This window comes from Afipia sp. MLSD5-FHT05B12 (assembly GCF_058793355.1).
This window is the reverse complement of sequence record NZ_JBXAFS010000013.1, coordinates 22,654-48,111: the sequence shown is the minus strand read 5'-3', so window position 1 is coordinate 48,111 and position 25,458 is coordinate 22,654. Positions and strand designations below refer to the sequence as shown.

The following is a 25,458-nucleotide window of genomic DNA, read 5'->3' as shown; positions in this document are numbered from 1 at the left end:
GATCTCCGCTGACGGATGGCACCCGCTTGCCTGCTCAACAAAAGACAACCCTGGAGGAAACCACATGAGCGTATTCAATCTGACCGGACGCAAGGCGCTGGTGACCGGCGGCGCGCGCGGTCTCGGCGCCGGCATGGCCGAAGCCCTGACAAAAGCCGGAGCCTCGGTCGTGATCGGCGACGTGCTGACGGATCTCGGCCAGCAAACGGCAAAGTCGCTCTCCGCTGGCGGCGCCAAAGCGGACTTCGTCCCCCTCGATGTCACCGACGACGCAAGCTGGGCCGCCGCCGTGGCGGCGACGATCTCCAGGCTGGGCGGCTTCGACATCCTCGTCAACAACGCCGGCATCGAGATCACGTCGCTGCTGGTGGACGCCAAGGCCGACGACCTGCAGCGCATGTGCAATGTCAACATCGTCGGCACCGCGCTCGGCATGAAGCACGCATTCCGTGCCATGCGCCCGGGCGGCGCGGCTGGCAAAGGCGGCGCGATCGTCAACATCGCATCGGTCGCCGCCACCATCGCATTCCCCGGCATCGCCGGTTACTCCGCGACCAAGTCAGCTGTCGACCGCATGACCCGCGTCGGTGCGATGGAGTCGGGCAAGCTCGGCTACGGCGTGCGCGTGAACTGCATCTATCCGGGACTGGTGCCGACCGACATGGGCATGCAACTCGCGGGCGACGTTGTCGCGGCGGGGCTTTACCCGAGCGGAGAAGCAGCCATCGGCGACGTCGTCGGCCAGACGCCGCTCGGCCGTCTCGGCGAAATTCCAGACATGGCGGACGCAACCGTCTTCCTGTGTTCCGACGCCGCCCGCTTCATCACCGGCGCTGGACTGCCGGTCGACGGCGGAATGGGCATGTGACTCCGCAAACAGATCAAAGGAACAGACATCATGACAACGAAAAAGCCCGTCGTCGTTTACGGCGTCACCGGTTACACCGGCCGCCTTGTTTGCGAATACCTGCGTGAGTTGAACGTCCCCTTCATCGCCGCCGGCCGCGACAAAGCGCGTGTGCAGCAGGTGCTGGACAAGGTTCCCGGTATCGAAACCGCTGAATACGAAGTCGTGCAGGTCGAGCACACCGTCAAGGCGCTGACCGAGCTGTTCAAGGGCGCGAAGGTGGTCAGCAACATGGTCGGACCTTTCAGCCAGTTCGGCCCGGAAGTGGTCGAAGCCTGCCTCGCGGCGGGCACACACTACACTGACACGACCGGCGAGCAGGATTGGGTACTCAGTTGCAAGGAGAGGTGGGGCGCGCAGTTCGCGAGCAAGGGCCTGCTGCTGTCGCCCGGCATCGCGCAGATGTACACCACGGGCGAGATCGCCGCGAACATCTGCCTTGAGACGCCAGGACTGGACTCGCTCGATATCCTGGTGCTGTGGAAGGGTTTCCCGACCTACGCATCGACGCAGACGATCTTCGCGATCCTCCAGGCGAAGTGGTATCACCTCGAACAGAACAAGTTCGTCGAGTGGCCGCAGAATACGCATCTCGACGTCAACGTGCCGGGGCAGCACGCGCCCGCGCTGGTGACGCCATGGGCCGGCACCTCGCATCCGGTGTGGTTCAAGGACGATCCACGCGTCTCGAATTGCAAGGCCATGGGCGGAGTGTTCGCGCGCGAGGTGATGGAAGGCTTCGTCGCGACGCAGAAGATGTTCGAGGAGCAGATCAAGCCGCTGCCGCCCGATCAGCAGCAGGCGGCGCTGGCGAACATCGCTGCCTCGATCCAGGCCGGCATGCCGCCGCGCGAGAATCCGCGGGTCAATATCTCGCTCGATTCTGTCTATGCGTCAGGACCGCTCGGCCGAGCGCATTGCGTGATCCACGGCAACTGCAACTACAAGCAGACCGGATTGATGCAGGCTTACGCGGCGTTCTCGCTGCTTCAACAGGCCCCCAAGCGCGCCGGTTTCGCGTCAGCCTGTCAGGCTTTCGGGCACCGGGAGATTCTGGGCATTCTGCGCAGCTTCGGTCTGGTGATGAATCCGGTCCTGACCGTTCATCAGTAAGACGAAGGACACCGGGGCGACTCTCGCGCGGTCCCGTCACCCTGAGGTGCCGAAGCGGAGCGGAGGCCTCGAAGGGCGACGGGCTCCACATACTGTCACCCTTCGAGGCTCGCAAGAGCTCGCACCTCAGGATGACGATCAGAATATTCTAACCGCGCGCCTTGGCGTTAAGCGCGGATGCAACGCGGCTCACCGGCAGCTTGCCGAGGATTTTGGCAATGTCGTTGGTCGCGGCAACAAGCTGCGTCATGTCCACGCCGGTCTGAACGCCCATGCCTTCCAGCATATAGACAACATCCTCGGTGGCGACATTGCCGGTCGCACCCGGCGCATAAGGACAGCCGCCGAGACCGCCAGCAGCGGAATCGATCACGCGAGCCCCCTCCTCCAGACCGGCATAGAGATTGGCAAGCGCCTGACCATAGGTGTCATGGAAATGCATGCCGAGATGTCGCATCGGCACCTCGCCTGCGACCGCGCGCAGCAACTGCCGCGCCTTTGAGGGCGTGCCGACGCCGATAGTGTCACCCAGCGAGACCTCGTAGCAGCCGAGATCCCAAAGCTTCTTCGTCACATCGACAACCGCGGAGGGCTTCACCTCACCGTCGTAGGGGCAGCCAAGTACGCAGGAGACATAGCCGCGCACCTTGATGCCGTCGGCCTTGGCGCGCTCGATCACTGGAACAAAGCGCTGGATCGATTCCGCGACGGTGCAGTTGATATTGGCTTTCGAGAATCCTTCCGAGGCCGATGCGAACACCGCGATCACCTTTGCGCCCGCAACCTTCGCGGCCTCGTAGCCCTTCTCGTTGGGGACGAGAACATGGAATTCGTAACCGGGATGGTGGTTAACGGTGCGCAGCACCTGATCCGAGTTGACCATCTGCGGAATGGCCTTCGGCGACACGAAGCTGCCGACCTCGATGGTGTGAAGGCCTGCCTTGACGAGGTTTTCGATAAACGTGATCCGCGCCTCCGCCGAGACCGGCGTCTTCTCGTTTTGCAGCCCGTCGCGGGGGCCGACTTCAACAATGCGGACCTGATCGCTCATACGCTTACGCTTTCGGTTCGATTTCGGCGAGTTCGACGCCTTCCTGCACGATATCGCCGACCTTGCACTTCAACTGCTTCACCGTGCCTGCGAACGGCGCGCGCAAGGTTTGTTCCATCTTCATCACTTCCAGTGTCAGGATCGCAGCGCCCTTCTCGACCTCCGCGCCCTCCTCCACGAGGATCGCAACCACGGTGCCCGGCAGCGGCGCCACAACGCGGTCGGCGCCCGCCTGTTCTTCGTCCTCGGTGCCGAATGGATCGACCCAGTGAACCTCGAACCGTCCGTTACGGGTTCGGATGTAGACCTCGTGACCATCGAGCAAACCCGTCACATGATGCTTCACGCCGTCAAGCACAAGATCTATGCCGCCGCGTGGCGATACAGAACTTGCGAACGCGATAATCCGTCCATCGATCGCCAGCGTCGAGGGCCCCTGCCCATAGCGCATCGATACTTTGCGCTCGGTGCCATCCGCCTGCCGGAACATAAACCGGCGACGACGCGCAGCGACCGCGGCCCAGCCAGCGGATGCGTGCCATGGCGACTTCACGTCGCTGCGTGCTGCGGCCGCCTCGCTTTGCAGGATCGCGGCAACAGCCGCGCCAAGCTCAAGATCGGTCAGTTCCGCTTCAGCCGGAGTGAGCTTCGCAAGCTCGCGTTCGATGAAGCTGGTGTCGATGGTATTGGCGCGAACGTCCGGATGGGTGATGAGCGCGGACAGGAACGGGATGTTGGTGACGATGCCGCGAACGTCGGTTTCGATTAGTCCGCGATTGAGCCGCGAGATCGCCAAATCGCGCGTCGGCGCCCAGGCGATGACCTTCGCGAGCATGGCATCGTAGTTCGGCGAGACGGTCTTGCCCTCACCATAGCCTGCGTCGATGCGCAGACCGTCCACTTCCTCCGGCGTATGCCAGGTGCGGATGCGCCCAACCGAGGGCATGAAGTTCTTGCTCGGATTCTCGGCGTAGACGCGCGCCTCGATGGCATGACCGTTCAGCCTGATCTGGTCCTGCGTCAGCGGCAGCTTTTCACCGAACGCCACCCGCAACTGCAATTCGACCAGATCGACGCCGGTGATCAGTTCGGTCACCGGATGCTCGACCTGAAGCCGGGTGTTCATTTCAATGAAGAACGTCTCCTTTCCGTCGGAGACGAATTCGATGGTACCCGCGCCGACGTAATTCACCGCGCCAGCCGCCTTGCGGGCAGCCTCGCACACAGCCTCACGCTGCGCGGGATTGAGCGTCGGCGATGGCGCTTCCTCGATCACTTTCTGGTGGCGGCGCTGCAAGGTGCATTCGCGCTCGAACAGCGACAACAGATTGCCATGACTGTCGCCGATGATCTGCACCTCGATGTGGCGCGGATTCTGGACGAACTTCTCGATCAGCATCCGGTCATCGCCGAACGCGGCAAGTGCCTCGCGCTTGGCGCTGACAATCGCCGCCGCCAGTTCATCCGCGCTGCGGACAATGCGCATGCCGCGTCCGCCGCCGCCCGCTGACGCCTTGGCGAGCACGGGAAAGCCGATCTTGTTGGCGGCATCGGCTAATGTTTTCTCGTCCTGGGCTTCGCCGTGATAGCCGGGCACCAGAGGCACGCCGGCCTTTTCCATCAGCGCCTTGGAGCCGGACTTCGAGCCCATCGCCTCCATCATCTCGGCGGTCGGGCCGACGAACACGATGCCTTCGGCCGCGCAGCGCCGCGCGAACCCGGCGTTTTCCGACAGAAACCCGTAACCCGGATGGACTGCTTCCGCGCCGGTTGTCTTCGCAGCCTCGATGATGCGGTCGATGTTGAGATAGCTGTCGCGTGCCCGCGCGGGCCCGAGCAACACGGCATCGTCCGCCATGGCGACGTGAAGCGCATCGGCGTCCGCTTCCGAATAGACTGCGACGGTGCGCAGCCCCATGGCGCGCGCGGTCCTGATGACACGGCAGGCGATTTCGCCGCGATTGGCGATCAGCAAAGTGCCGAACCGGCGATACAGCGCTGCGGACTTGGTGACGGCTTTGGCGTTCATCGGATCAGGTCCACGACGGTTTGCGCTTTTCAAGAAATGCGGAGAGGCCCTCTCGGGCTTCCGGCCTGGCCCGCACATCGGCGATCAGTTGCGCGGTCTCGGTCATCAGGGCCTCGTCGATGGCACGCCCGGCGATGTCGCCCGCAAGCTTCTTGGCGATGCTGCGCGCGCCCGGCGCTGCGGCCTTCAATTGCTTGAGCATCTTCGCAATGCGCTCGTCCAGCGCATCGGGCGCGACGACTTCGTGCAGCAATCCGATCCGCATCGCTTCCGCCGCGCCGAACACTTCCGCGGTCTGGAAGTAGCGCCGCGCGGTGCGTTCGCCGATGGCGCGCAGCACGTAGGGACTGATCATGCCCGGCACGATCCCGAGACGCACTTCGGACAGGCAGAACGTCGCCTCCGAAGATCCGATGGCAATGTCGCAGGCCGCAACCACGCCGACGCCGCCGCCATAGATCGGGCCTTGTACCCGCGCCACGGTGGTCTGCGGCATGCGGTCGAGCGCGGACAACATCCGCACCAGCGGCAGCGCGTCGTTGATGTTCTCCTCGCGCGTATAAGAGCCTGCCTCGCGCATCGCACTGATGTCGGCACCGGCGCAGAGGCTCTTGCCCTCGCCCGCCAGCACCAGCGTTGCGATAGAGCGATCGCCGGCGACGCTCTCAAATGCGGAACGCAGTCCCTCGATCAGTTCCCTGTTGAGCGCATTGTTCAGTTCCGGGCGGTTCAGCGTGACACGCGCCACGTCCTGATCGCGCTCGATGCGGACAAGATCGGTCATCGCCAGGCTCCGCATCACATTCTGAACACGCCGAACTTCGGCGGCTCGATCGGAGCGTTAGCGGCGGCGGATAGTCCGAGCCCTAGCACCAGGCGCGTGTCGGCGGGATCGATCACGCCGTCGTCCCACAGCCGCGCCGTCGCGTAGTACGGATGGCCCTGAGTTTCGTACTGTTCGCGGATCGGGCTGCGGAAGGCATCTTCTTCCTTCGCCGACCACGTGCCGCCCTTGGCCTCGATATTGTCGCGGCGCAGTTGGCTCAGCACCATCGACGCCTGCTCGCCGCCCATTACGGAGATGCGTGCGTTCGGCCACATCCAGAGAAAGCGCGGACTGTATGCGCGGCCGCACATGCCGTAGTTGCCCGCGCCGTAGGAGCCGCCGATCACCACGGTGAACTTCGGCACCGAGGCCGTCGCCACCGCCGTCACAAGCTTCGCGCCGTCGCGTGCGATACCGCCTGCTTCATATTTCTTGCCGACCATGAAGCCGGTGATGTTCTGCAGGAACAGCAGCGGAATGCCGCGCTGACAGCAAAGTTCGATGAAATGCGCGCCTTTCAGCGAACTCTCGCTGAACAGGATGCCGTTGTTGGCGATGATGCCGACCGGATAGCCCCAGATATGGGCGAAGCCGCAGACCAGCGTCGTACCGTAGAGTTTCTTGAACTCCTCGAACTCCGAGCCATCGACGATCCGCGCGATGATCTCGCGCACATCGAACGGCTTCCGCGCGTCGGCAGGCACCACACCGTAGATGTCCTCGCGCTCGAACAGCGGGTCGCGCGGCTCACGCAATCCGGTCGCTGACGATGTCGCCGGATTGAGATTGCCGACGATGCGGCGCGCGATGCCGATGGCATGGCTGTCGTTCTGCGCGTAGTGGTCGGTCACGCCGGAGTGGCGGCTGTGAACATCGGCGCCGCCAAGTTCTTCCGCCGTCACGACCTCACCGGTCGCAGCCTTCACCAGCGGCGGACCGCCAAGGAAGATGGTGCCCTGATTGCGGACGATGATGCTTTCGTCCGACATAGCCGGAACGTAAGCGCCGCCGGCGGTGCATGATCCCATCACGATGGCGATCTGCGGAATGCCCTGCGCCGACATGTTGGCCTGATTGTAGAAGATGCGGCCGAAGTGCTTCTCGTCGGGGAAGATCTCATCCTGCTGCGGCAGGAATGCGCCGCCGGAATCGACCATATAGATGCATGGCAGATTGTTCTGCCGCGCAATGTCCTGCGCGCGCAGATGCTTCTTCACCGTCATCGGATAGTAAGTGCCGCCGCTAATGGTGGCGTCGTTGGCGACGATCACGCATTCGCGGCCCGAGACCCGGCCGATGCCGGTCACGATGCTGGCGGAATGCACGCCGCCGCCGTAGAGGCCGTAAGCCGCCATCGGCGAGAACTCGAGGAAAGCCGTGCCCGGATCGATCAGCAGGTCAACGCGGTCTCGCGCCAGCATCTTGCCACGGGACGTATGCTTCGCGCGCGAGGCCTCTCCGCCGCCGCCCGCCACCTGCGAAAGCTTGTCCCGGAGGTCCGCGACCAGGGTCCGCATGACTTCCGCATTGCGGGTGAAATCGGCCGATTTGGGATCGAGTCCGGAACGAAGTGCCATTGTTTCCCGCCGCGTAATGTTTTGATCTTGCTAGTGTGGTGGTTCGCAAGTCCGCAACGTTTTCGCAGCACGTCCATTTGCGGACTAGCGAACCAAAACCACACTAGAATTTATAATTTCTAGTGTCCTGTTGAATCCGAAGTTCGCTCCGGAAGACGCTGTAGAATAAGGCGAACTTCGGATTCAGGACACTAGTTTCCGTCCTTTCCGGACGGCTTCGACCCGCAAGGTGTCACTGCTTGGCGGCTGAATGCAACCACAACTTTTGCGGAGAGACTTGCGGAGGGTCAGACGCCCTCAATAGGACAAAGCGGCATCGGGAAATGTCATGTCCCCGACATTTGCCGGGGCAAATTCACAAGACGAAGTCCCAAGCGTTCAACGCAAGGCGTCAGGCCTAGTGCGTCCACGGCTCGACGCGGCGGAAGGCGAAATTGTCCGCATAGGCCTTCACGCGCGGCTGCAATTCCTTCGGCTCAAGCACCTGATACGCGATGCCTTCCCGCTCGCAATAGGCGACAGCGTCTTCCTTGGTATCAAAACGCAGGGTCACCTGCTGCTTCATGTCCCCGGAGCTGGTCCAGCCCATCAGCGGCTCGATCACCCGCGGCTGTTCGGGCTCATAATCCAGTTGCCACGCCTTCGTCTTGGCAGCCCCGGACTGCATCGCATTTTTGGCAGGTTTGAAGATTCTTGCGGTCATGGAGCTAGCGGGTCCCTGAGCCTGATCGTTATGGCATCGAACGCATAGGTAAAAAGCATGAGATTCGGATGCCGGCCAACATCTAGATACTGTGAGCATGCCTGCCCGGAACGAGACTTTCTACGGCGGGTTCTGGTATAGTCGGTTCGAAACGCGGTGACAATGTCGGACCGCTTGGGTCGGGTAGGCGTTCCGCTGGCGTTATTTGGTTCGATCTCATCACGAAACGGTACTCATGGAAATTCAGGCAACACTCCCAGAGAAGGGCCGCGATCTCCGGCTCGATTTCTTCCGCGGTATCGCTAACTGGTGGATTTTTCTCGACCACATTCCCAACAACGTCATCAACTGGGTCACCCCGCGCAACTACGGGTTCAGTGACGCGGCCGACCTGTTCGTCTTCATCTCCGGTTACACAGCGTCGTTCGTCTACGCCAAGATGATGCTCGATCGCGGCTTTATCGTCGGCTCGACGCGGTTGTGGAAGCGCGTCTGGCAGCTCTATGTCGCGCACGTCATTCTGTTTGTGATTTATATCGCGGCGATCGGCTGGGTCGCGCTGCGTTACGCCGATCCGGACATCCTCAACGAGTTCAACGTCGCGGGCTTGGTCGAAAATCCGATCCAGACCCTGACTCAGGGACTGATCCTGCGCTTCAAACCCGTCAATCTCGACGTGCTCCCGCTCTACATCATCCTCATGGGCTTCTTCCCGCCGGTGCTGTGGCTGATGCTGCGCAAGCCCGACCTGGTGATGATCGCTTCGCTGGTGCTGTATTTCGCAGCCCGTCAATTCGGCTGGAACTTCTCGGCTTATCCGGTCGGCTCCTGGTATTTCAACCCGTACACCTGGCAACTGCTGTTCGTGTTCGGCGCATGGTTCGCACTGGGCGGCGCGATCGAATCCCGTTCGGTGATCACGTCGCGATGGCTGCTGGTCGCGGGGTCCCTCTATCTCGTCTTTGCGTTGATCATGACAATGGCCGGCCGTTTCGAGCCCTTCGGAGCGCTGTTTCCGAAGTGGCTCTATGACGCCTTCAATCCGAACGACAAGACGTTCCTGGCACCGTATCGCGTGATCCATTTCGTGGTGATCGCGTTCTTTATCACACGCTTTGTGCCCAAGGACTGGAGTTTGCTCGAGTCGAAGTGGCTCGATCCTCTGATCAAATGCGGACAGCAGTCGCTTCAGGTGTTCTGCGTCGGCATATTCCTCTCCTTCGTCGCGCACTTCATCCTGATGCTGAGCTGGGGCACCGTCTGGGCGCAACTCGGCGTCAGCATCGGTGGAGTCGCGATCCTGACTGCCGTCGCCTATTACGGAAACTGGTCAAAGAAGCAGGACAAGCCGTCGGCACGGACGGCCCCCTCCAAAGCGCCAGCACCTCAGGCTTCCGCAGCCCCCGGGGCCTGATCCCAAAGCCGGGCGCGGCCGCGCTGCGGGCAGTTTAGCCGCCCGCGACCCGGCCTTCTGCCTTGCTGGAGCCATGCGAAGCGTGTATCGACTGAGCCTCTCGGGGTATAGCGTAGCCTGGTAGCGCGGCGGTTTTGGGTACCGCAGGTCGGAGGTTCGAATCCTCCTGCCCCGACCATCCAACCAATTGAATTTGCTCAGCTTTCTATAAGCGATTTTGACGCGATTCTGACAGGCGGTTGTTACCTCGTTTTAGAACCAGCCTGGCCCCAACGTGGGCTGGCTCAGCGGGTTCCGAACAGTGGATGCGCCACGCGGTCACCGGCCTGAATCCCGTATTTCCGGGCAGTCCCGCCAATCACCTCAAGCACGCCTTTCGCCAGCCCGCCCGATGGAATGATCTTTTCGGAGTGAGGTTCGGTGTTTTCCGCGATCCGCAGAATCCGGCCATCGCTCCGGATGAAAATCATGTCGAGCGGAATGAAGGTGTTCTTCATCCACATCGAAACCGGCTGCTCGGGTGAGAAATCGAACAGCATGCCCCGCCCCTCGGCCAGTTCCTTGCGGTACATCAGGCCGGTGGCGCGCTCCTGCTCGGTTTTGGCGACCTCGACCGTGAAGACATGCACGCCGGACTTGGTGACGATCTCGAGCGGCTGCACTTCCGCGGCGCCAGCGTTGGTCACGGTCGCCGCAAGCAAAGCCATGACCGCCGCGAAGACGATCCGGATATCCGATTTCAGATTTGGGAATTTCGGCAGATGACCAAACAGCATTCGCAAGCAATGTCCTGAACCAACGACAACGGCACCCTAGTGATCCGGTTCTGACATTCGTTAAGTATCGTCCGCAGGCACTTTTTCGAATGTCAGAACCAAAGGATCACTAGGATTATGGTTTGCTAGTGTCCTTTCGTATCCGACGTTTGCTCAGAAGTCGCCGCAACATGAGGCAACCGTCGGATACAGGACACTAGCGCGGCAATCATGGCAAAGGCCAGACACAGGTCTGGCCCTCACTAAAGTTCACGCGGATGTGGTTGAGGTCAGGTCAGTGCGACGACAGTCCGGGTGCGCCGGTCTCCGGCTGGATCTCAGCCGCCATCATGCCCTTGGAACCGGGCCCGAACCGGACCAGCACATACTGGCCGGGGCGCAGCTCGGTCATGCCATAGCGGCGCAGGGTTTCCATATGCACGAAGATGTCCGGTGTACCCTCGCCGCAGGTCAGGAAACCGAAACCGCGAAGCCGGTTGAACCATTTGACCTGCGCCCGCTCCAGTCCGCTGGTCGGAGTGACGCTGACGTGAGTCCGGGCCGGAAGCATCTGTGCCGGATGGATCGCCGTCGACTCGTCCATCGAGACGATGCGGAAGGCCTGATAGCCCTTCTGGCGCTGCACGCATTCGCAAACCAGCCGCGCACCCTCATAAGCCGTCTGGTAGCCATCGCGCCGCAGAACCGTGACGTGCAGCAGCACGTCAGGCCAGCCATTGTCCGGGACAATGAAGCCATAGCCCTTCGAGGCATCGAACCATTTGATAACGCCGGAAATCTCAACGAGATTGACGGCCGCGCCATCCGCGGCCGCGAAGGATTCAGCGGCCAGATTCCGCTCGGCAGTGGCAGCCAGTTCGCCCGGAGCAAACCCGTCGGGTCCCCCAATCGGTTGACCGCCTGCCTTCTTGGACTCAAATCCGTCCGAACCCATGACCCCCGGACCTCAAACAAATCTTCAGTCAGTCAACGACATGACCAAGTACGTTATGCAAGGAAGCTTCGCGCTGTCTCATCGTGGCGAATCAAAATGAACCAAGGCGAATCCTTGATTTAACGATAACACTCCGGAACAGGGCTGAAAGACAAAAAAGAAATCAGCGACGACCTATGAACAACCTTGAAGGATTACGAATCAATCAGGCAGGCTAGTTGCCGACGAACGGCCCAAGCGTCTCGCCTATATCGTGACGGATCACCAGATCGGCGATGTCGTCCTGATCGGTCGGTTCGTTGTTGATGATCACGAGTTTGGCCCCGCAATTCCGCGCCAGAACGGGAAAGCCGGCCGCGGGCCACACCACGAGCGAAGATCCAACCGCCAGGAAGAGATCGCAGTGCTGCGCAAGTTCCGTTGCGCGGCGCATTTCATCTTCCGGCATCGACTGGCCGAACGAAATCGTCGCCGATTTCACCGGTTCGCCGCAGGTGGTGCATGAAGGCGCAATGCCGGCCTCTTCGAAACGTTCCTTGACCCACGGAATCTCGAATCGTTGGCCACATCCGATGCAACGCGCGTAGGTGGTATTGCCGTGCAGCTCGACGACATGCTCGGCGGAAAATCCCGACGCCTGATGCAGGTTATCGATGTTCTGCGTCACGATCGCGGGAACCTTCCCGGCCTTGTAGAGCGACGCCAGCGCCCGGTGCCCGCGGCTGGGCCGGGCCGCTGCGAAGCTCGGCTCCATCGCGAAGCGGCGGCGCCAGGCTTCGTCCCTCGCCTCCTGGCTGGCGACGAACTCGCCGAACGGGATCGGGCGATTGCGGGTCCACAGGCCGCCGGGCGAGCGGAAATCGGGAATGCCGCTTTCGGTGGAAATGCCCGCGCCGGTGAACGGCACAATCGTCCGCGCCTCGGCGATCAAATCGCCAAGCATATCGATTCCACTGCGAAGATCGGATGCAATCATCGTCTCAGTATAACCCAACAAAAATGGGGGCGCGAAGCCCCCATTCCTTTTCAAACTTGTCGCAAAACTCAGGCTGCCTTGTCCGCCTTGGGCGCCTGTGCTTTAGGCGCTTCCTGAGGCTTGGAAGCTTCCTGAGGCTTCAGGGCTTCCTTGATCTCCCTCATATCCTTCTTGGGAGCGCTGACCTTGGCCGTCTTGCCCAAAGCGGCGAGCTTTTCCATCTCCGCGGCGAGTTCGCGCTGACGCGCGGCGATCTTGTCGGCAAGCTTCTCGCCCGCCTGATCGCGCAGCTTCGCCAGATCGTCGATCGACATCGAATCCAAATCTACTTTTTGCATGATCTTCCCCGTTTGACTGGGGCACGGAGGTACCAAGAAGGCCTGCGCCTCGCCAGACGACGCGGTTTCTTATCCACTGTCATACGGCGGCGCGCCGTGGCGAGGCGCCAGGGCTCAGCCGGTAAATTTTGCGGAAGGTTCTTCCAGGCGATTGCGCAGATATGTCAAACCGCACAACATCAGACGTTGCGGATCGGTCTCGCCGGCAGAAGAAAGTGTTTCGATATAGGTGTCGACGCTTTCGCGGGCTTCCTTCAGTTCGTCCTCGTCCAGGTTACGCATCATACCGAACGTATGGATAATCCGATCGACCACATCTTCCAAGAATGCCTCCTTCTTCATCATCAACTCTGGGAGATAACGGCGACGCAGCATAAAGGTTCCTTCAACAACATCTGCCCTCCGGGCCGTTTTGCTGCTATCTGATCGTCGCGATTTTAACGACGCACCGGCGATGCCCGAAGAAGGATAAGAAACATGCGTTACCTGCACACCATGCTGCGCGTCCGTAATCTCGATGTCGCGCTCAAGTTCTACAGCGATGCACTCGGGCTGAAGGAAGTCCGCCGGACCGAAAGCGAGAAAGGCCGATTTACGCTGGTCTTCCTGTGCGCGGACGAAGACGAGGGTCTGCTCAAGCAGGTCAAGGGACGCGGCGCGCCGCTGGTCGAACTCACCTACAATTGGGATGAAGAAGCCTACGGCGAGGATCGCTACTTCGGCCATCTCGCCTATGAGGTCGACGACATCTACGCGACCTGCGACCGGCTGATGAAGCTCGGCATCACCATCAACCGCCCGCCGCGCGACGGCCAGATGGCCTTCATCCGCTCACCCGATCTGCATTCCATCGAACTTTTGCAGAAGGGCGATGCCCTCGCGCCGAAGGAGCCATGGAGTTCAATGCCGAACACCGGGCATTGGTGAGCGCCTGAATACTTTCGGAACAGGAGCATCGCAGCCACGTTCTCCATGACATGATGATCAATGCATGGAGGAAAAATGGGACGCGGAATCTTGTTGTGGCTGCCGGGCGTGCCGATACCCGTGATCATTCTGCTCTGGCTTTTCCGATAGCCTCTGACTTCGACAGAAAGCCCCTGCGCAAAGCAGGGCTTTCACGTCAAAGCGCATGCGTCAGCGTAGTTTCGGTTCAGGGTTTTCTGCAATCGGCCGTCGCTTCGACAAGCTTGACGAGCTTGTTGCCCGCAGCTTTCAGAATGCACATCTCGATCTGCTTGCCGGCGGGCACCGGCTTTACGCAAATGATCTGCGGGTTGTCGTCATACACCGCTGTCGAGAATTTGCAGTTCGCCTGGCACGACGCGGTGTATTTCAGCGGATTGGTCAGCGTCACGCTGGCCGCTTCCGCGCCCGGCAGGATCGTGCAGACGATCGGGGCCGGCTCGGCATGCAGCGCCGACGACAGGCCCGCCAGGACCGTAACTAAAATCAGGATATGTCTGCGCGGCATGAATCGACCGTGGTTGCTTCCGGCAATACGGTAGCAAGACCGGCTGCCCGAGACGAGCGTTTCATGGCGAAGGTCCCGTCCGGCGTGCATTCAGCCTCATCTTCAGTTGCAAGAATCCGCGATCTCTGTTCGAAATCGCGGACCGGGTGAACACTGTCAGGCGGGCATCTTGCAAAACGTGGTCAACGCATTCCTGCTGGTCTATGCCGCGCTGTTTCCGATCGTCAATCCGGTTGGCAGCGCGCCGCTGTTCCTGCGCATGACCCGTGGGCGCACCACGGCCGAGCGCAGCGTTCTTGCGCAAAACGTGGCGAGAAACAGTTTCTTCCTCTTGCTCGGATCGCTGTTCATCGGCTCGCATGTTCTCGAATTCTTCGGGATTACGCTCCCCGTGGTCCGGGTGGCCGGTGGCCTGGTGGTGGCGGCCTTCGGATGGCGCTTGCTGCACGCGCCCGAGGAGCCCGACGCGGATCGCGCAAAGGTTGATACGGGTCCCGCGATCGATGCATTCTACCCACTGACCATGCCGCTGACGGTCGGCCCCGGATCGATTTCCGTCGCTGTCACGTTAGGCAGCCAGCGCCCGACACCGACCGCGGACCTCACGCAACTGGCCATTCTCGGAGGCGCCGCCGTTGCAGGCCTTGCCGCCATCGCCATCACGATCTTCGTGAGCTACCGCTTCGCCGACCGTATCATCGGGTTTCTCGGTACCCGCGGCACAGACGTTTTGATGCGGCTTTCAGCCTTCATCCTGTTTTGCATCGGCATTCAGATCATCTGGAACGGGTGCAGCGCGCTGATCGGCAAGGCGATTTGACCCTGCGCCTCATGTGACCTCCCGTGCGCCTCTCATGAATTTGTGCGACGCAACAATCAAAATCACCCGCTCAAAAGGCGAATTTGATGAGGGATTTCAGTTAAGCATGAGGCCCCTCCCTCCGATCCGCGCATTGAATATGACAGCAATTTTCGCTAGGTCTTAAACGATGCAGGCCCTCGGATGGCCGCCACGCCAGGGTCTGTCATTGATGCCTCGCCTTATTCACGGTTCAAAAACCGCTTCGACAATCGCGGCGATGGTCAGTGCATTAGCGCTCGGCCTGTCTGCTCTCGCGGTGTCCCCCGTCGCATCTCATGCCGAACAGGCAACGACCGGCACCAGCGTGCCCGTCTCCGACGATCTCAACAGCGTCTTCAAGACGCAGCCCTGCGTGCAGTCCAAAGCACTCGCGCAACTCGACGCACCGATCACCCGTCTGGCGAAAAAGCTGGATGCCCACGAGCCCGTGACCATTGTCGCTGTTGGCTCATCGTCCACGGGCGGCGCAGGCGCTAGCTCACCCGCGTATTCCTATCCCAGCCGCCTCGAGCGCGAACTGCGCCAGAGATTTCCCGAGACACCGATCACCGTGATTAATCGCGGCATTAACGGCGAAGAAGCCGCCGCGATGATGGCGCGGATGGACGCTGTTCTCGAACCCAGGCCGGATCTGGTGATCTGGCAACTCGGCACCAATACGGTGCTTCGCGACGGCAACATTCCCGCGACAGCCGGTGTGATGCAGGCCGGAATTGCGCGCATCAGAAAAACCGGCGCGGATGTGCTGCTGATCGATCCGCAATTCGCGCCGCGCGTCAACGCCAAGCCCGGCGCGAGCGAGATGGTCGGGCTGATTGCCTATGTCGCCAAGCAGACCCACGTTCCCTTGTTCAGGCGCTTCGTGGCGATGCGGCACTGGCATGAGGATCAGGCCATTGCGTTCGACCGGTTCATCACCGCGGACGGGCTGCATCTGAACGATTGGGGCTATTCCTGCCTCGCCCGCCTGCTTGCCGAGAATATCACGGCCACGGTTGCACGATCACGCGCCGTCGCTGGCGTGAAGCCGTTTCAGTAACGGCTGGCCGTCACCGCATAATTTTTCAAATGTGATAGTATCCGGTTTCCGGATGACGCATATCGCATGCAGCAACTGACCCCTGAGAGAAAACCTTTGGGGGGTGCATGAGAACCGCATGACCCATTCGCATCACCCTGCACACGACCATGCTGATCGTCAGCATCAGGGACATGACCACGAACATGGTCACGGACATGCCGGGCACGCTCAAGCGCCTGCGAATTTCGGCTCTGCCTTTGCGGCCGGAATTGCGCTCAACACGATCTTCATCATCGTCGAAGCCATCTATGGCTACGCCAGCAACTCGACGGCGCTGATCGCCGACGCCGGACATAACCTGTCCGACGTGCTGGGGCTGATCGTCGCGTGGATCGCGGTCATTCTGTCGAAGCGGCCGCCGTCCGTGCGTTACACCTATGGCCTGCGCGGCTCGTCGATCCTCGCGGCGCTGTTCAACGCGGTCTTCCTGCTGATCGCCGTCGGCGCGATCGGCTGGCAAGCGGTGCTGCGATTGTTCAATCCCGAACCCGTGGCCGAGATGACCGTGATGATCGTCGCGGCCATCGGGATCGGCATCAATGGATTCACCGCATTGCTGTTCGCGTCCGGCCGCAAGAGCGATATCAATATAAGAGGCGCCTACCTGCACATGGCCGCGGACGCCGCCGTATCGGCCGGCGTGGTTGTCGCCGCGCTGGTCATCATGTTCTCGGGCTGGGTGTGGCTGGATGCGGTCACGAGCCTTGCGATCGTTGCGATCATCGTATGGGGCACATGGGGCCTTCTGCGCGACAGCACCGCGATGTCGCTCGGCGCGGTCCCCTCGGGCATCGATCCTGTCGCGGTTCGTCAATACCTCGAACAGCGCCCGGGCGTAACCCAAGTTTGCGACCTGCACATCTGGCCGATGAGCACGACCGAGTCCGCATTGACCTGTCATCTGGTGATGCCCTCAGGACATCCGGGCGACGCCTTTCTGGTTCAGGCCACGATTCATCTGAACGACACCTTCGGTATCCAGCACACCACGATCCAGATCGTGACCAGCCCGGTCACGGCATGCACCCTCGCCCCGCAAGGCGCGGTCTAACCGGCCTTGAAAAGGCCCGACAGGGAATCTACTGATACGGCATGACCAACGGTGCCGACATCAACGCAGGGCTTCGTGCCGGACGCAGCGGACAGCGCCGCCGTCTGTCGCTTGTCGTCGCGCTCGTCTTCGGCCTGCTGGCGTCGCTGATTCATTGCGGAAGCTGTGATCCGGCCATTGCCGGCTCGAACACCACGGTCGTTGCAATGGATTTCGATGGAACAGCGCCGCCGGACACTCCCGACCACAAGATGCCTGGCCATTGCGGCCATTGCCTGAACCACGTCACGGGACAACCTGCCTTTGTCGTGTCTCTTCCTGCCGACATGAGCCATCAAGCGCCGCCGGCCGGATGCGAGCAAACGCTGGCCTCTCTGGCCGGCCTGCCCCTTTTCAAACCACCCCGCGCCTGAACACCAACGCGGCCGCCAAGGCCCGTTCGGCTGATCGCAGCCTCCTGACTGCGCAAAGGCCTGTTCACATCATTTCGCAGACATGGCGATGGCACGACCTCGATCGTGCGCGGGAACATAACGATGACCAGACTCCAATTGCTCGTTGCGGCAACCGCGGCATGCGTGAACGCGGCGCTTTGCTTCGAGCCAGCCTATGCACACGAAGGACCGGCTGTTCAGGGACAGCCGGCACAGCATGACGAAACCGGCATAAAGCTGAGCGAGCGGCAAGTCGCGGCGGGAAACTTCGCGGTCCAGGAAGCGCGAGGCGGACTCCTGGGCAAGCGTATTATCGTGCCGGGCGTGATCGTGCCGAGCGGCGACCGCATTGCCAAGGTCTCGGTCCGATTGCTTGGCACCGTCGCCGAAGTCCGCAAGCGGCTGGGCGACACCGTGCGCGAGGGTGACGTTCTCGCCATCATCGAAAGCCGCGAGGTGGCCGACGCCAAGAGCCAGTACCTCGCGGCGCGTGTCGCCTTCGATCTTCAGGACACCCTGTTCACCCGGTCAAAGAGCCTGTTCGAGTCCAAGGTGAGCAGCGAAAACGACTTCCTGCGCGCAAAGACCGCGTTCGAGGACATCCGGATCAAGTTCGACGTTGCCCGTCAGAAGCTCTTTGCGCTGGGTCTGACCGCCGACCAGATCGCAGCGCTGCCTCAGCAGCCTGTCGAGAGCCTCAGGTTGCAGGAACTGCGCGCGCCGATGAGCGGCCGGATCGCCGAGCGCCGTGTCGATCTCGGATCGCTGGTGGGCCGCGAGGGCCAGGAAAGCGAGCTGTTCGTGATTGTGGATTCAAGCGTGGTGTGGGCCGACCTCGCGCTGGCAGCCGCCGATCTTGCGGCGGTCAGCGAGGGCCAGAAAATCACGATCAGCTTCGGTTCTCAGGGCGATCTCCTGCCCGCGACTATCATGTTCGTGAGCCCGCTGCTCGACAGGGACACTCGCCTGGCGCGCGTCGTGGCGTCGGTCGACAATCCCGCGCACATCCTGCGGCCGGGAATGTTTGTGACCGCCGAAATTCCGTTCCAGCAGGTGAAGGCTGACGTGCTGGTGCCGAAAACCGCCGTGCAGAGCGTCAACGGTCAGAGCGCCGTGTTTGTCCGCACGCCGAATGGATTCGAGCCGCGCAAGATCGTTACGGGACGCGAGGACAGCCGCTGGTTCGAGGTGACGTCGGGCCTCACCGCCGGCGATTCCATCGCAACCGCCAACACCTTCGTCCTGAAGGCCGATCTCGGCCGCGGCGAAGCCTCACCCGCGCAATAGGCGAGCCAACATGATCAGTCGCATTCTCGACCTGTCCATTCGGCATCGCTGGATCGTCGTCCTGTTCAGTATCGGTCTTGTTGCGCTGGGCATATGGTCGCTCTTGCACTTGCCGGTCGATGCCGTGCCGGACATCACCAACAAGCAGGTGCAGATCAACACGACCGCTCCCGCTCTTTCGCCGGTGGAAATCGAAAAGCAGGTCACATTCCGGATCGAGACCGCGCTGGCAGGCATCGCGGGACTGGAAAGTACCCGCTCGCTCTCGCGCAACGGCTTCTCGCAGGTGACGGCGATTTTCCGCGAAAAGACCGACATCTACTTCGCGCGGCAACAGATCAACGAACGGCTGATCGAACTGCGCGCCAGCCTGCCGCCCGGCGCCGATCCCAGGATGGGGCCGGTTTCAACCGGCCTTGGCGAAATCTACATGTGGACAGTTTCGCTCGCGCCGAAAACCGATGGAGGCGGCGGCAAGGCCGGCTGGCAGAGCGACGGCACGTTTCTGACAGCGGAGGGCGAACGTCTCAGAACCGATATCGAGCGCGGCGCATATCTGCGCACGGTGCAGGACTGGATCATCCGGCCGCAGGTCAGGAGCGTCCCGGGTGTAGCCGGCGTCGATACCATCGGCGGCTACGTCAAGCAGTACCAGGTGAATCCAGATCCTGCGAAGTTGATCTCGCTGGGGCTTTCGTTCGGAGATGTCGTTCGCGCCATCGAAGCCAACAACATCAGCCGGGGCGCCAGCACCATCGATCGTAACGGCGAAGGAATCTCCGTTCGGGCAGGCGGACGTCTGGAGAGCCTTGCCGATATCGGCGACGTGACAATTATCACGCGCGGCGCGATCCCGGTGCGGATTCGCGACGTTGCTGAAGCGGCAATCGGCGGTGAAATCCGAACCGGCAGCGCCAGCCGCGACGGGCGCGAAGCGGTGATCGGAACAGCGCTGATGCTGATCGGCAGCAACAGCCGCACCGTCGCCGCCGCGGTCGACGCGAAGATGCAGGATATCCGCCGCAGCCTTCCGGCCGGTGTCACAGTCGAGGCCGTTCTTGACCGCACCCAACTGGTCGATGCGACCATCACCACGGTCGCCAGCAATCTCGGTGAAGGCGCCCTGCTCGTCATCGCCGTATTGTTTCTGCTGCTCGGCAACTTCCGCGCCGCGCTGATTACCGCGCTGGTCATTCCGCTCGCCATGCTGATGACGGCCACAGGAATGCTGCAAGGCCAAATCAGCGCCAACCTGATGAGTCTCGGCGCGCTCGACTTCGGCCTGATTGTCGATGGCGCGGTTATCATCACGGAAAACACGCTGCGGCACCTGGCCGAAAAGCAAACCGAAGCTGGCCGGATGCTGTCGGTGTCCGAGCGTCTTGCCACGGTGAAAGCCGCGGCTGAGGAGATGATCACGCCCACTGTCTACGGTCAGGCGATCATCATCCTGGTTTACATTCCGCTGCTCACCTTCAGCGGCGTTGAGGGAAAAATGTTCGAGCCGATGGCCTTAACGGTTATCCTTGCACTTGTCTCCGCCTTCGTCTTGTCCCTGACTTTCGTCCCTGCGCTGATCGCAATCGCGGTCACGGGGCGGGTGAAAGAAGGCGACAACCTTGCGGTGCGCCGGCTCAAGTCCTCATACGCGCCTCTCCTGAAGCACACCATCAACCAGCCCCTCGCCGCCATCGCGACCGGCGTTGTTCTGTTTCTGGGCGCGCTGCTGCTGTTTTTCCGCCTCGGTCAGGAATTCATCCCGACGCTCGATGAAAAGAACCTTGCCCTGAACGCGCTGCGCATCCCCAGCACCAGCCTCGCGCAATCGCAGACGATGCAGTTCGATATCGAGAAGGCCATCAGCCGGTTTCCGCAGGTGGCCTACGTCTTTTCCAAAACCGGAACGGCCGAGATCGCCTCCGATCCGATGCCGCCCAGCATGTCTGATGCTTTCATCATCTTCATGCCGCAGGACCGATGGCCCGATCCAGCGCTGAGCAAGGCCGAGCTGCTCGATCAGATCGCGGATGCCGTGCGCGAACTGCCCGGCAACACCTATGAATTCACCCAGCCGATCCAGATGCGGTTCAACGAGTTGCTGGCGGGTGTGCGCGGCGATCTGGCGATCAAGGTCTTTGGCGATGAGTTCGAGCCGCTGCTGCGCAGCGCGGGACAGATCGCAGGCATCCTGCAAAAGACAAAGGGCGCGACCGATATCAAGATCGAGCAGGCTGGCGGCCTGTCCGTGCTGGATATCAGCGTGAACAAGGCGGAGATCGCCCGGCGAGGTCTCAGCCTCGCCGCCGTTCAGGATGTGATCGGCACGGCCATCGGCGGGCGAAGCGCCGGAGCTGTGTTTGAAGGCGACCGGAGTTTCGAGATTGTAGTCCGCCTCCCGGAAAGCATTCGCGGCGATCTCGATACACTCAAGAACCTGCCGGTATCGCTTCCATTAGCTGGTGCGACTCCGCTGACCGTTCCACTCGGCCAACTGGCGGCATTCAAGATCAGCGAAGGCCCCAACCAGATCAGCCGCGAAAACGGCAAGCGGCGGGTCGTCATCACCGCCAATGTGCGGGACCGCGATATTGCCGCTGTCGTGAACGACGCCCGGGCACAGATCGAAGCTCAGGTAACCTTGCCGCCCGGATACTGGCTGTCCTGGGGCGGCCAGTTCGAGAACCTCGCGGCCGCGCGCCAGAGACTCTCGTTCGTCGTGCCGGGGTGCTTCGTACTCATCTTCCTGCTGCTGGCGGGCGCGCTCGGCACCGCGCTGGACGCGCTCATCGTCTTCAGCGCCGTTCCTCTTGCCCTGACGGGCGGCGTGATTGCGCTTTGGCTGCGTGGAATACCGTTCTCGGTCTCAGCCGCGGTCGGCTTCATTGCCCTGTCAGGCGTCGCCGTCCTCAACGGGCTGGTGATGCTGACTCACATCAAGCAATTGATGGCCAGGGGGCAGGATAAGGCGGAAGCGATTTTCGAGGGTGCCCTCACCCGGCTGCGGCCTGTCGCCATGACCGCGCTGGTCGCGTCACTTGGTTTTGTACCGATGGCGCTGGCGACCGGAACCGGCGCGGAAGTCCAAAGGCCGATAGCAACCGTCGTGATCGGCGGTCTCATCAGCGCGACGCTGCTGACGCTGTTTGTTCTGCCGGCACTTTATGTGTTGTTTGGACGCAGGCCAGTGAGCGTTGCACCAGAGACAACATCAGTGCCGGCGCAAACCGGCGTCGAACCATCGCGCGGCTGACATCGCAATGGTTCAGGCGGCGCCGAGATACGCGGCTTTCACCTTCGGGTCCGAGAGCAGCGTCGCGCCGTCGCCTTCCAGCGCGACCTTGCCGGTCTCCAGCACATAGCCGCGGTCGGATATCTCAAGCGCGGCGCTGGCGTTCTGCTCAACGAGCAGAACGGTCACGCCCTCTTTCCGGAGCGATACGATCGCGGCGAGGATCTGATCCACAAGCGTCGGCGACAGTCCCAGCGAGGGCTCGTCCAGCAGCAGCAGCTTCGGCTTGCCCATCAAGGCGCGGCCGATCGCCAGCATCTGTTGCTGACCGCCAGACAGTCCTCCGGCGAGCTGACGGCGCTTTTCCGCGAGAACCGGAAACATCCCGAACACGCGGTCGCGGTCATTCTCGATCGCGTTGTCCCGGCGCATGTAAGCGCCAAGGCGAAGATTGTCCTCGACGCTCAACGGCCCGAAGATCTGGCGGCCTTCGGGCGACTGCGTCATGCCGCGCTGAACCCTCCGGTGCGGCTTGAGGCGGTCGATGCGTTCGCCCAAAAAGCGGATCTCGCCGGCCGTGACAGGCTGAACGCCGGACAATGCCCGGAGCAGCGTGGTTTTCCCCGCACCGTTCGAGCCGATCAGTGCGACGACCTCGCCTGCCCGCACGGCAAGGTTCACGCCGTGCAGCACCTCGATCCGGCCATAAGCACTACGGAGGTTGGCAACTTCAAGCACGGGCTGCCTCCCTCGCTCCATGTTTGCCGAGATAGGCTTCAAGGACGGCTGGATTGTCGCGCACCTCGCGCGGCTTCCCCTCTGCGATCGGCCTGCCACGATTCAGCACCAGAATGTGGTCGGAAATTTTCATCACCAGCTTCATGTCGTGTTCGACAAGAACGACCGCTATGCCCTTGGCGGCAATCCGGCGAATGAGCCCATCGATCTCTTCAGTCTCGACCGCGTTGCAGCCTGCTGCCGGTTCATCAAGCAGCAGGACGCGCGGCTCGGCCGCCAGCGCGCGGGCGATCTCAAGGCGTTTGCACGCGCCGTAAGACAACGATCCCGCCGCAATATCCGCGCTGGTCCTTAGCCCAACCTCGTCGAGCAAGCCCAGCGCGGCATCCCGCGTCTCCGCGTTTTGCCGCGTGACCGACGGCAACCGGAACAAATCCGCGAGCAGATTGCATCGCTCCCGGAGATGTCTGCCGACCATGACATTCTCGGCCGCCGTCATACGCTGGAATATCTGGAGGTTCTGGAAGGTTCGCGACATGCCGCGCGCGGCAAGCTTGTCGGGCGTCAAACCCGTGACGTCCTCACCCGACAGTTCGACCTGTCCCTGGTCGCGTTCGTAGACGCCGGAAACGATATTGAACAGCGTGGTCTTGCCCGCGCCATTCGGTCCGATGATCGACAGGATCTGTCCCGGACTGACAGCGAAGCTGACACCGTCGATGGCTTTGACGCCGCCGAACGAGATTCCGATATCCTTGGCCGCGAGGATCGTCATGCCTGCGTCCTCTTCGCCAGCATACGGGACAGCGTCGGTACAATACCGTCGCGCATGAAAATCATCGAGACAATGATAATGAAGCCAAGCAGCAGGTGTTCGTATTCCTGAAACACGGTGAGGACCTGCGGCAAGGTGATAAGCACGGCGGCGCCGACAATGCTGCCGACCACCGAGCCAAGCCCGCCCAACACCACCATGGTCACCATCTCCACGGAATGGAGGAACCCGGCCTGATCGGGATTGATGAAGCCGTTCATGAGCGCAAGGACGGAACCCGCGACCGACGAGTAAGCGGCCGCGATCACAAACGCCTGCAACTTGAAACGGGCGACATTGATGCCGGCCACGCGTGCGGCGACCTCGCTGTCATGCAACGCACGGAAGGCGCGTCCTGTCGGCGTGTCGTTCAGGTTGAGAGCAATCCACGTTCCCAGAATCAGTAGCCCGCCCGAGACCCAGTACCAGGTGTCCGAGCCGCTGACCCGCCATCCGAACAGCACCAGCTTCGCCACCGGCATGCCGTCCGGGCCGCCGGTCCAGCGGCTCTCCGTGGTGATGACAAGCGCCACAAGCACCCCAAGGCCAAGCGTTGCGATGGCGAGGTAATGGCCTTTCAGTTTCAGAATGGGGCGGCCGACGAAATAGGCCAGCACCGATGAGATGGCGCAGCCGAGCAGCAGCGCTGCCCATGGCGGAACTCCGAAATGCGCAGGGCCGATGGCGACGGCATAGGCGCCGATTCCGAAAAATCCGGCATGGCCGAGGCTGACCTGCCCGGCCGATCCCATCAGGACATTAAGGCCGATCGCAGCGAGCGCGGACACCCACACCAGCGACGCCACGCGAAAATAGTAGCTCGACGGAAATATCAGCGGCAACACCGCGACAATGACCGCGAGCGCGATCAGAACCAGATAGCGATGGCCAGCCTTCTGCAACACCGCTCAGACCCTTTCCACGGTCCGCCGGCCGAACAGGCCTTGCGGCATGGCGAACAGCACAAGGAGAATGACGATGAAGGCGAAAGCATCCTTGTAAGTCGAACTGATGTAGCCGACTCCAAAAGCTTCCAGCAGACCGAGCAACAGGCCGCCCGCGACCGCACCGAGCGGATTGCCCATGCCGCCCAGCATCGCCGCCGCGAATCCTTTCAGCGCGAGCATTGTACCGACATCGTAGCTCGTGAGCGTGATCGGCGTGATGAGAATGCCGGCGACTGCTCCGATCGCCGCCGATCCTCCGAACGCCAGCGCCATCACGGTCATAGTGTTGATGCCGACAAGCCGCGCAGCCAGCCGGTTCGCGGCAGTCGCGAGTACTGCCTTGCCGAGCACGGTCCGCTCCAGAAACACATAAAGCAGAATCACGATCACAGCCGTGCCGCCGAGCACCCAGAAACTTTGCGGCTGGATAGTCGCCCCGAGCAGATTGATCGGCGTGTCGCCGGAGATGCTGGGAAGTTTGTGAAACTGCTTGTCGAACAGGATTTGCGCCGCGCCGCGCAGTAGGATCGACGCGCCGATGGTAATGATAATCAGCGTGACCGGCGATGCATCGCGCGCGGGTTCAATGGCAAGCCAGTAGAGCAAGAGCCCCACGACAACAGCCACGCACACCGCGAGAACGGCGGCAAGCGGAAGCGGAACCCCGGCGGCAGCGGCGAACACCGTCACCATCCCGCCCAGCATCACGAACTCACCCTGGGCGAAATTGACGACATCGGAAGCGTTGTAGACCAGCGTGAAGCCGAGAGCGACGAGTGCATAGACCGCGCCCACGGTCAGTCCGGAAATAAGAAACTGGACAAACTCCGGCATACCGGCTCCACGAGCAATAATGGCAGCCGATGGCTGCCGTTTCCGGCGAAACGAATGATTCAG

The 25,458-nt window shown here is 61.7% G+C and carries 25 protein-coding genes and 1 tRNA gene; 11 read left to right on the top strand and 15 right to left on the bottom strand.

Annotated elements, in window-relative coordinates; translation table 11 throughout:
• The first annotated feature begins 64 nt into the window (after positions 1-64).
• Together AC1Q6J_RS16670 and AC1Q6J_RS16665 are read left to right on the top strand one after the other, a co-directional pair.
• The gene (locus AC1Q6J_RS16670) at positions 65-868 is read left to right on the top strand and encodes an SDR family NAD(P)-dependent oxidoreductase (RefSeq protein ID WP_492280332.1); all 804 of its coding nucleotides are present in this window, start codon (positions 65-67) and stop codon (positions 866-868) included.
• Positions 869-898: 30 nt separating this feature from the next.
• Positions 899-2,020, top strand: coding sequence for a DUF5938 domain-containing protein (locus tag AC1Q6J_RS16665; protein WP_492280331.1), 1,122 nt, complete (start codon positions 899-901; stop codon positions 2,018-2,020).
• 148 nt (positions 2,021-2,168) lie between these two features.
• Here AC1Q6J_RS16665 and AC1Q6J_RS16660 read toward each other — a convergent pair whose 3' ends face one another.
• The 5 genes from AC1Q6J_RS16660 to AC1Q6J_RS16640 form a co-directional block, all read right to left on the bottom strand.
• Complete coding sequence (locus AC1Q6J_RS16660) at positions 2,169-3,071, bottom strand: hydroxymethylglutaryl-CoA lyase (protein WP_492280330.1); 903 nt, start codon at positions 3,069-3,071, stop codon at positions 2,169-2,171.
• Between the two features lie 4 nt (positions 3,072-3,075).
• Positions 3,076-5,100 (bottom strand): acetyl/propionyl/methylcrotonyl-CoA carboxylase subunit alpha, encoded by a 2,025-nt coding sequence (locus AC1Q6J_RS16655; protein WP_492280329.1) that lies wholly within the window; start codon positions 5,098-5,100, stop codon positions 3,076-3,078.
• A 4-nt stretch (positions 5,101-5,104) separates the two neighbouring features.
• Positions 5,105-5,884, bottom strand: coding sequence for an enoyl-CoA hydratase/isomerase family protein (locus AC1Q6J_RS16650; protein ID WP_492280328.1), 780 nt, complete (start codon positions 5,882-5,884; stop codon positions 5,105-5,107).
• 14 nt (positions 5,885-5,898) lie between these two features.
• Positions 5,899-7,503, bottom strand: a complete 1,605-nt coding sequence (locus AC1Q6J_RS16645; protein ID WP_492280327.1) for a carboxyl transferase domain-containing protein — start codon at positions 7,501-7,503, stop codon at positions 5,899-5,901.
• Between the two features lie 397 nt (positions 7,504-7,900).
• Positions 7,901-8,206, bottom strand: a complete 306-nt coding sequence (locus AC1Q6J_RS16640) for an ETC complex I subunit (RefSeq protein WP_492280326.1) — start codon at positions 8,204-8,206, stop codon at positions 7,901-7,903.
• A gap of 235 nt (positions 8,207-8,441) precedes the next feature.
• Here AC1Q6J_RS16640 and AC1Q6J_RS16635 point away from each other — a divergent pair, with 235 nt between their 5' ends.
• Positions 8,442-9,620 carry an OpgC domain-containing protein gene (locus AC1Q6J_RS16635; protein ID WP_492280325.1) on the top strand — a complete coding sequence of 393 codons (1,179 nt, stop codon included), beginning with the start codon at positions 8,442-8,444 and terminating at the stop codon, positions 9,618-9,620.
• A 101-nt stretch (positions 9,621-9,721) separates the two neighbouring features.
• Positions 9,722-9,798: transfer RNA gene (locus AC1Q6J_RS16630), tRNA-Pro, on the top strand.
• A 106-nt stretch (positions 9,799-9,904) separates the two neighbouring features.
• Here AC1Q6J_RS16630 and AC1Q6J_RS16625 read toward each other — a convergent pair.
• From AC1Q6J_RS16625 to AC1Q6J_RS16605, 5 genes are all read right to left on the bottom strand, one after another.
• Positions 9,905-10,396: a DUF192 domain-containing protein gene (locus AC1Q6J_RS16625; RefSeq protein WP_492280324.1), complete on the bottom strand. Its 492-nt coding sequence runs from the start codon at positions 10,394-10,396 to the stop codon at positions 9,905-9,907.
• A 274-nt stretch (positions 10,397-10,670) separates the two neighbouring features.
• Entirely contained in the window at positions 10,671-11,330 is a 660-nt protein-coding gene (locus AC1Q6J_RS16620) for a cold-shock protein (RefSeq protein ID WP_492280323.1), read from the bottom strand.
• A 214-nt stretch (positions 11,331-11,544) separates the two neighbouring features.
• On the bottom strand, positions 11,545-12,306 hold the full coding sequence (locus tag AC1Q6J_RS16615) for an SIR2 family NAD-dependent protein deacylase (protein ID WP_492280322.1): 762 nt from the start codon (positions 12,304-12,306) through the stop codon (positions 11,545-11,547).
• Between the two features lie 68 nt (positions 12,307-12,374).
• Positions 12,375-12,644: a hypothetical protein gene (locus AC1Q6J_RS16610; RefSeq protein WP_492280321.1), complete on the bottom strand. Its 270-nt coding sequence runs from the start codon at positions 12,642-12,644 to the stop codon at positions 12,375-12,377.
• A 114-nt stretch (positions 12,645-12,758) separates the two neighbouring features.
• On the bottom strand, positions 12,759-13,019 hold the full coding sequence (locus tag AC1Q6J_RS16605) for a hypothetical protein (RefSeq protein ID WP_492280320.1): 261 nt from the start codon (positions 13,017-13,019) through the stop codon (positions 12,759-12,761).
• Between the two features lie 102 nt (positions 13,020-13,121).
• Here AC1Q6J_RS16605 and AC1Q6J_RS16600 point away from each other — a divergent pair, with 102 nt between their 5' ends.
• Positions 13,122-13,571, top strand: coding sequence for a VOC family protein (locus tag AC1Q6J_RS16600; protein ID WP_492280319.1), 450 nt, complete (start codon positions 13,122-13,124; stop codon positions 13,569-13,571).
• A gap of 226 nt (positions 13,572-13,797) precedes the next feature.
• Here AC1Q6J_RS16600 and AC1Q6J_RS16595 read toward each other — a convergent pair whose 3' ends face one another.
• A complete protein-coding gene (locus tag AC1Q6J_RS16595) occupies positions 13,798-14,118 on the bottom strand; it encodes a hypothetical protein (RefSeq protein WP_492280318.1) in 321 nt (106 codons plus the stop codon).
• Between the two features lie 169 nt (positions 14,119-14,287).
• On the opposite strand from AC1Q6J_RS16595, the gene AC1Q6J_RS16590 reads away from it, so the two are divergent.
• The 6 genes from AC1Q6J_RS16590 (at position 14,288) to AC1Q6J_RS16565 (ending at position 22,083) form a co-directional block, all read left to right on the top strand.
• The gene (locus AC1Q6J_RS16590) at positions 14,288-14,938 is read left to right on the top strand and encodes a MarC family protein (protein WP_492280317.1); all 651 of its coding nucleotides are present in this window, start codon (positions 14,288-14,290) and stop codon (positions 14,936-14,938) included.
• A gap of 211 nt (positions 14,939-15,149) precedes the next feature.
• Positions 15,150-16,019 (top strand): SGNH/GDSL hydrolase family protein, encoded by an 870-nt coding sequence (locus AC1Q6J_RS16585; RefSeq protein WP_492280316.1) that lies wholly within the window; start codon positions 15,150-15,152, stop codon positions 16,017-16,019.
• Positions 16,020-16,137: 118 nt separating this feature from the next.
• Entirely contained in the window at positions 16,138-17,112 is a 975-nt protein-coding gene (locus tag AC1Q6J_RS16580; RefSeq protein ID WP_492280315.1) for a cation diffusion facilitator family transporter, read from the top strand.
• Between the two features lie 41 nt (positions 17,113-17,153).
• On the top strand, positions 17,154-17,525 hold the full coding sequence (locus AC1Q6J_RS16575; RefSeq protein WP_492280314.1) for a ferrichrome ABC transporter substrate-binding protein: 372 nt from the start codon (positions 17,154-17,156) through the stop codon (positions 17,523-17,525).
• Positions 17,526-17,648: 123 nt separating this feature from the next.
• A complete protein-coding gene (locus tag AC1Q6J_RS16570) occupies positions 17,649-18,833 on the top strand; it encodes an efflux RND transporter periplasmic adaptor subunit (RefSeq protein WP_492280313.1) in 1,185 nt (394 codons plus the stop codon).
• Positions 18,834-18,843: 10 nt separating this feature from the next.
• Positions 18,844-22,083: an efflux RND transporter permease subunit gene (locus AC1Q6J_RS16565; RefSeq protein WP_492280312.1), complete on the top strand. Its 3,240-nt coding sequence runs from the start codon at positions 18,844-18,846 to the stop codon at positions 22,081-22,083.
• 12 nt (positions 22,084-22,095) lie between these two features.
• Here AC1Q6J_RS16565 and AC1Q6J_RS16560 read toward each other — a convergent pair whose 3' ends face one another.
• The 4 genes from AC1Q6J_RS16560 to AC1Q6J_RS16545 are packed head-to-tail and all read right to left on the bottom strand — an operon-like array spanning position 22,096 to position 25,395.
• Positions 22,096-22,800: an ABC transporter ATP-binding protein gene (locus AC1Q6J_RS16560; protein ID WP_492280311.1), complete on the bottom strand. Its 705-nt coding sequence runs from the start codon at positions 22,798-22,800 to the stop codon at positions 22,096-22,098.
• Complete coding sequence (locus AC1Q6J_RS16555) at positions 22,793-23,575, bottom strand: ABC transporter ATP-binding protein (protein WP_492280310.1); 783 nt, start codon at positions 23,573-23,575, stop codon at positions 22,793-22,795. Before AC1Q6J_RS16555 ends, AC1Q6J_RS16560 begins: the two co-directional genes overlap by 8 nt.
• Positions 23,572-24,519, bottom strand: a complete 948-nt coding sequence (locus AC1Q6J_RS16550) for a branched-chain amino acid ABC transporter permease (protein WP_492280309.1) — start codon at positions 24,517-24,519, stop codon at positions 23,572-23,574. The genes AC1Q6J_RS16555 and AC1Q6J_RS16550 overlap by 4 nt, the downstream gene beginning before the upstream one ends.
• A 3-nt stretch (positions 24,520-24,522) precedes the next feature.
• Positions 24,523-25,395, bottom strand: coding sequence for a branched-chain amino acid ABC transporter permease (locus AC1Q6J_RS16545; RefSeq protein WP_492280308.1), 873 nt, complete (start codon positions 25,393-25,395; stop codon positions 24,523-24,525).
• Between the last annotated feature and the right edge of the window lie 63 nt (positions 25,396-25,458).

Coding starts and splice junctions, on each gene's coding strand:
- AC1Q6J_RS16640 (WP_492280326.1), bottom strand. CDS start 8,206: ATGACCGCAAGAATCTTCAAACCTGCCAAAAATGCGATGCAGTCCGGG.
- AC1Q6J_RS16575 (WP_492280314.1), top strand. CDS start 17,154: ATGACCAACGGTGCCGACATCAACGCAGGGCTTCGTGCCGGACGCAGC.
- AC1Q6J_RS16580 (WP_492280315.1), top strand. CDS start 16,138: ATGACCCATTCGCATCACCCTGCACACGACCATGCTGATCGTCAGCAT.
- AC1Q6J_RS16645 (WP_492280327.1), bottom strand. CDS start 7,503: ATGGCACTTCGTTCCGGACTCGATCCCAAATCGGCCGATTTCACCCGC.
- AC1Q6J_RS16655 (WP_492280329.1), bottom strand. CDS start 5,100: ATGAACGCCAAAGCCGTCACCAAGTCCGCAGCGCTGTATCGCCGGTTC.
- AC1Q6J_RS16555 (WP_492280310.1), bottom strand. CDS start 23,575: ATGACGATCCTCGCGGCCAAGGATATCGGAATCTCGTTCGGCGGCGTC.
- AC1Q6J_RS16635 (WP_492280325.1), top strand. CDS start 8,442: ATGGAAATTCAGGCAACACTCCCAGAGAAGGGCCGCGATCTCCGGCTC.
- AC1Q6J_RS16665 (WP_492280331.1), top strand. CDS start 899: ATGACAACGAAAAAGCCCGTCGTCGTTTACGGCGTCACCGGTTACACC.
- AC1Q6J_RS16565 (WP_492280312.1), top strand. CDS start 18,844: ATGATCAGTCGCATTCTCGACCTGTCCATTCGGCATCGCTGGATCGTC.
- AC1Q6J_RS16570 (WP_492280313.1), top strand. CDS start 17,649: ATGACCAGACTCCAATTGCTCGTTGCGGCAACCGCGGCATGCGTGAAC.
- AC1Q6J_RS16625 (WP_492280324.1), bottom strand. CDS start 10,396: ATGCTGTTTGGTCATCTGCCGAAATTCCCAAATCTGAAATCGGATATC.
- AC1Q6J_RS16600 (WP_492280319.1), top strand. CDS start 13,122: ATGCGTTACCTGCACACCATGCTGCGCGTCCGTAATCTCGATGTCGCG.
- AC1Q6J_RS16615 (WP_492280322.1), bottom strand. CDS start 12,306: ATGATTGCATCCGATCTTCGCAGTGGAATCGATATGCTTGGCGATTTG.
- AC1Q6J_RS16620 (WP_492280323.1), bottom strand. CDS start 11,330: ATGGGTTCGGACGGATTTGAGTCCAAGAAGGCAGGCGGTCAACCGATT.
- AC1Q6J_RS16660 (WP_492280330.1), bottom strand. CDS start 3,071: ATGAGCGATCAGGTCCGCATTGTTGAAGTCGGCCCCCGCGACGGGCTG.
- AC1Q6J_RS16610 (WP_492280321.1), bottom strand. CDS start 12,644: ATGCAAAAAGTAGATTTGGATTCGATGTCGATCGACGATCTGGCGAAG.
- AC1Q6J_RS16545 (WP_492280308.1), bottom strand. CDS start 25,395: ATGCCGGAGTTTGTCCAGTTTCTTATTTCCGGACTGACCGTGGGCGCG.
- AC1Q6J_RS16585 (WP_492280316.1), top strand. CDS start 15,150: ATGCCTCGCCTTATTCACGGTTCAAAAACCGCTTCGACAATCGCGGCG.
- AC1Q6J_RS16595 (WP_492280318.1), bottom strand. CDS start 14,118: ATGCCGCGCAGACATATCCTGATTTTAGTTACGGTCCTGGCGGGCCTG.
- AC1Q6J_RS16670 (WP_492280332.1), top strand. CDS start 65: ATGAGCGTATTCAATCTGACCGGACGCAAGGCGCTGGTGACCGGCGGC.
- AC1Q6J_RS16650 (WP_492280328.1), bottom strand. CDS start 5,884: ATGACCGATCTTGTCCGCATCGAGCGCGATCAGGACGTGGCGCGTGTC.
- AC1Q6J_RS16605 (WP_492280320.1), bottom strand. CDS start 13,019: ATGCTGCGTCGCCGTTATCTCCCAGAGTTGATGATGAAGAAGGAGGCA.